Consider the following 4,079-nt stretch of genomic DNA (forward strand, 5'->3'; position numbering starts at 1 on the left):
GCCACCACATGACGAAGCGGACGATCGAGTCGCCCGATCTGGAAGACGCCCCGTGCACCGTCGACGAGTTTTTGGAGAGCGCTGGCTTCAGCGACAGAACTTCGGCTGCTCGGAGTGCGAGAACAACATCGCCACGCTGGTCAGCCTTCGACAGGAGCCCGTCGAGTGAGGCCGCGCTAGGTCCGACGCGTCTTTTCGCCAAATGGCAAAAAGCGCTTGACGTTGATTTTGCCATTTGGCTAAATTGCTCCATCGCCACTGCCGCGATGGAGCGCCGCCATGCTCAACGCCCTCGACATCTAGGGACGGCCGGTCGCTCGGCGAGCTGATCCGGGCCGAGCTCGGGACGATTCCCGGCATCATCGCGCTGTTCGGCACCTTCCTGATCATGGTGATCCTGCTGGCCGTGCTGGCCCTCATCGTGGTCAAGGCGCTCGCCGAGAGCCCCTGGGGCACCTTCACGGTGATGTCGACGATCCCGATCGCCATGCTGATGGGCGTCTATTCCCGCTATATCCGGCCCGGCAAGATCGGCGAGGTCTCGATCCTGGGCTTCGTCCTGCTGATGCTGGCGATCGTGGCCGGCGGCTCGGTGGCGGCGAGCCCGGTCTGGGGACCGGCCTTCACCTTCACGGGCCCGCAGCTCTGCTGGATGCTGATCGGCTACGGCTTCGTCGCCTCGATCCTGCCGGTCTGGCTGCTCCTCGCCCCGCGCGACTACCTGTCGACCTTCCTCAAGATCGGCACCATCGTGGGCCTCGCCCTCGGCATCGCCGTCGTGGCGCCGCACATGCAGATGCCGGCGGTCACCAAGTTCGTCGACGGCACCGGTCCGGTCTGGGCGGGCAGCCTGTTCCCGTTCCTGTTCATCACCATCGCGTGCGGCGCGGTCTCGGGCTTCCACGCCCTGATCTCGTCGGGCACCACCCCGAAGCTGATCGCCAGCGAGGCCGATGCCCGCTTCATCGGCTACGGCGGCATGCTGATGGAATCCTTCGTGGCGATCATGGCGCTGGTCTCGGCCTGCGTGATCGACCCCGGCGTCTACTTCACCATGAACTCGCCCGCCGCCCTGCTCGGCACCACGCCCGAGACCGCCGCCGCCGCGGTGACCAAGCTCGGCTTCGCCACCACCCCGGAGGTGATCACCCAGACCGCCGCCGATGTCGGCGAGCACACGATCATCTCCCGCGCCGGCGGCGCCCCGACGCTCGCGGTGGGCATGGCCCACATCATCTCGTCGGCCATCGGCGGCAAGGCGATGATGGCCTTCTGGTACCATTTCGCGATCCTGTTCGAGGCGCTGTTCATCCTCACGGCCGTGGACGCGGGCACCCGCGCCTGCCGGTTCATGGTGCAGGATCTGGTCGCGCTGGCGGTGCCGTCGTTCAAGAACACCACGTCGTGGGGGCCGAGCATCGCGGCCACCGCCATCTCGGTGGGGGCCTGGGGCTACTTCCTCTACCAGGGGGTGACCGACCCGCTCGGCGGCATCAACACCCTGTGGCCGCTCTTCGGCATCTCGAACCAGATGCTGGCCGCGGTGGCGCTGACGCTCTGCACGGTGGTGATCTTCAAGATGAAGCGCGAGCGCTACGCGTTCGTGACCATCATCCCGACCGCGTGGCTGTGCATCTGCACCCTCACGGCCGGCTGGCAGAAGATCTTCTCCGCCGATCCGAAGATCGGCTTCCTGGCGCACGCCCAGCGCTACGCGGCCGCCGCCGCGGAGGGCAAGATCCTGGCCCCGGCCAAGAACGCCGACCAGATGAGCCAGATCATCCTCAACGACCGGATCGACGCGGTGCTGGCGGCCCTGTTCATCGGCCTCGTCGTCGCCATCGCGGGCTTCGGCATCGCCGCCTGCCTGAAGGCGTGGCGCGCGGATCGCTGGACTGCCCTGGAGACCGAGCCCCACATGGTCCCGGCGGAGTAGGGGGAGGGCCATGCGGCAGCCGTCGAACCTGCGGGATCGCCTCCGGACGCTGTCCAAATGCGTCTGCGACGGCGCCCGGCTGATGGTGGGGCAGGGGGACTACGCGGCCTATGCCGAGCATGTCCGCCGCACCCATCCGGACCAGGCGCCGATGACCGAGGTGGAGTTCTTCCGCAACCGGGAGAACGCCCGCTTCGGCGTCGGCAACACCGCGGGCTTCCGCTGCTGCTGAACGCGGACCCGATGCGGCCCGGCCGGCGTTCTTCAGGCCGGAGGGCCGCCCCGCCCTCGCGAGACGCGGAGCACCGATGACCGACGAGAGCGTGCAGGCCCCGATCGAGCCCCGGGCCGTCAACATCGCCCATGCCTGGGAGCGGGCCTACTGGGCGCGCCGGTTCATGGTTCCGGTGGAGCAGGTCGAGGCCGCCGTGGCGGCGGTCGGCGACGATCCGGCCCGCGTGGCGGCCCATCTCGGGCGGGACTGGCCGGGCCACGAGCCCGCCACCTGAGCGCTCGTCCTCCACGATCCCGGGCTTAAGCTCGGCCGCATCTTGACTCGGCGGCCACAATATCCGCCATCTCAGGCCCGACGGGAGGTCGGCATGAGCATTTTCCAGGACGCCATCCTTCGGTTTGGCCGCACGATCATGTCGTATGCGGGCGACGCGGTCTTCCTGCAGGCTGCGGTTTCGTCCGCCGCCAACGTCATCGTGGCGGATGGGGACGTGGGCGAGGAGGAGATCGAGTCGGCCATCACCGGCATTCGCGCCAACCCGATCCTCGAGAAGTCGTACGACACGCTGCGCGTCGAGCAGGAGCTCTATGAGGCGATCGCCCGAGCCAAGACCCGGGCCGGGCGCATTGAGAACCTGCGCCACGTCGGCGCCATCGCGGAACGGCCGATCGAGCAGCGCCAGGACGTGTTCCTGATCGGCGCCGACGTGGCCGATATCGACGGGATCAGCGCGGTCGAGCACAAGGCGCTCGACGAGATCGCCGCCGCGCTGCAGGTCGACAAGTCCGCGCTGCTGCGGTGATCCAGAGGGCGCAGCGCCCGGCAGGCGCGGGGACGCTGCGCCGAGATGTCTCGCCAACCCGCCCCCTCATCCTGAAGGGCCGGAGCGCCGCGGAGGCCTCGAAGCAGACCGCCAGTCGGCGCCGCGATCCCTGGCGCCCGCCTTCGAGTCCCGCGACGCGGGCACCGCAGGATGACGGCGCAGCGGGATGCGGGGCATGAGAGGGGGGGGCGACCGCAACCCTGCGGCGATGCGGTCCGGCCCTTGCTTGACCGGACGTGATCGCGAAACAATCCGGGTCTAGCCGGTGAGCCGGTACACAGCGCGGAATTGCCGGCCCGCGGCCGGCCGGCGGAGACCGCATGGGCCTCGTCCTCTACGCCCTCAAGTTCCGGATCACGACCTACGTGCTCGCCGTGCTGATGATGCTCGGCGGCGTCGGCGCGATCCTTGTCACGCCCAAGGACGTGCTGCCGGTCGTCGACATCCCGGTCGTCGTGGTGGTCTGGACCTATACCGGCTTGTCGGCGCCGGAGATGGAACAGCGCATCACGACCTACGCCGAATACGGGATCTCCAATAACGTCAACAGCATCCGACGGATGGAGTCGACGACGCTCCAGGGCACGGCGGTTCAGCGGATCTACTTCGACCCGTCCGTCAGCCTGGATCTCGCCATCGCTCAGGTGGTCTCCTCCACCAACTCGATCCGCGCCGTGATGCCCACCGGCACGCAGCCGCCGGTGATCGTGCGCTACTCCGCCTCCTCGGTGCCGGTGATCCAGCTCGCCCTGACCTCGGCCAAGCAGAGCCTCAACGAGGTCTACGACTACGCCCAGTACCGGATCCGCCAGACCCTCGCGCAGGTCCCGGGCTCGACCCTGCCGTCGCCGTTCGGCGGTGCGCCCCGGCAGATCATGGTCGATCTCGACCTCAATGCCCTCCAGGCGCTCGGCCTGACGCCGCTCGACGTCACCAACGCCATGACGGCCCAGAACCTGACGGTGCCGTCCGGCCTCGCCAAGATTGGCGAGCAGCAATACCCGGTCCAGCTCAACGGCACCCCGCCCTCGATCGAGACCCTGAACCTCGCGCCGATCAAGGTTGTGGCCGGCCAGCCCGTGCTG

General features: G+C 68.5%; 5 protein-coding genes. All 5 read left to right on the forward strand.

The window, feature by feature from the left end; genetic code table 11:
• Positions 1-235: 235 nt before the first annotated feature.
• Entirely contained in the window at positions 236-1,936 is a 1,701-nt protein-coding gene (locus I53_RS22450; RefSeq protein ID WP_374701358.1) for a carbon starvation CstA family protein, read from the forward strand.
• A 10-nt stretch (positions 1,937-1,946) separates the two neighbouring features.
• The gene (locus I53_RS22455) at positions 1,947-2,168 is read left to right on the forward strand and encodes a YbdD/YjiX family protein (protein ID WP_043354884.1); all 222 of its coding nucleotides are present in this window, start codon (positions 1,947-1,949) and stop codon (positions 2,166-2,168) included.
• Positions 2,169-2,244: 76 nt separating this feature from the next.
• Complete coding sequence (locus I53_RS22460) at positions 2,245-2,445, forward strand: DUF3606 domain-containing protein (RefSeq protein ID WP_043354886.1); 201 nt, start codon at positions 2,245-2,247, stop codon at positions 2,443-2,445.
• Between the two features lie 93 nt (positions 2,446-2,538).
• On the forward strand, positions 2,539-2,973 hold the full coding sequence (locus tag I53_RS22465; protein WP_043354888.1) for a tellurite resistance TerB family protein: 435 nt from the start codon (positions 2,539-2,541) through the stop codon (positions 2,971-2,973).
• Positions 2,974-3,314: 341 nt separating this feature from the next.
• The coding region (locus tag I53_RS22470) for an efflux RND transporter permease subunit (protein ID WP_043354889.1) at positions 3,315-4,079 on the forward strand (765 nt) is incomplete at its 3' end.

Origin of the sequence: Methylobacterium sp. B1 (genome assembly GCF_000333255.1) — a bacterium.
GTDB lineage: Bacteria > Pseudomonadota > Alphaproteobacteria > Rhizobiales > Beijerinckiaceae > Methylobacterium > Methylobacterium fujisawaense.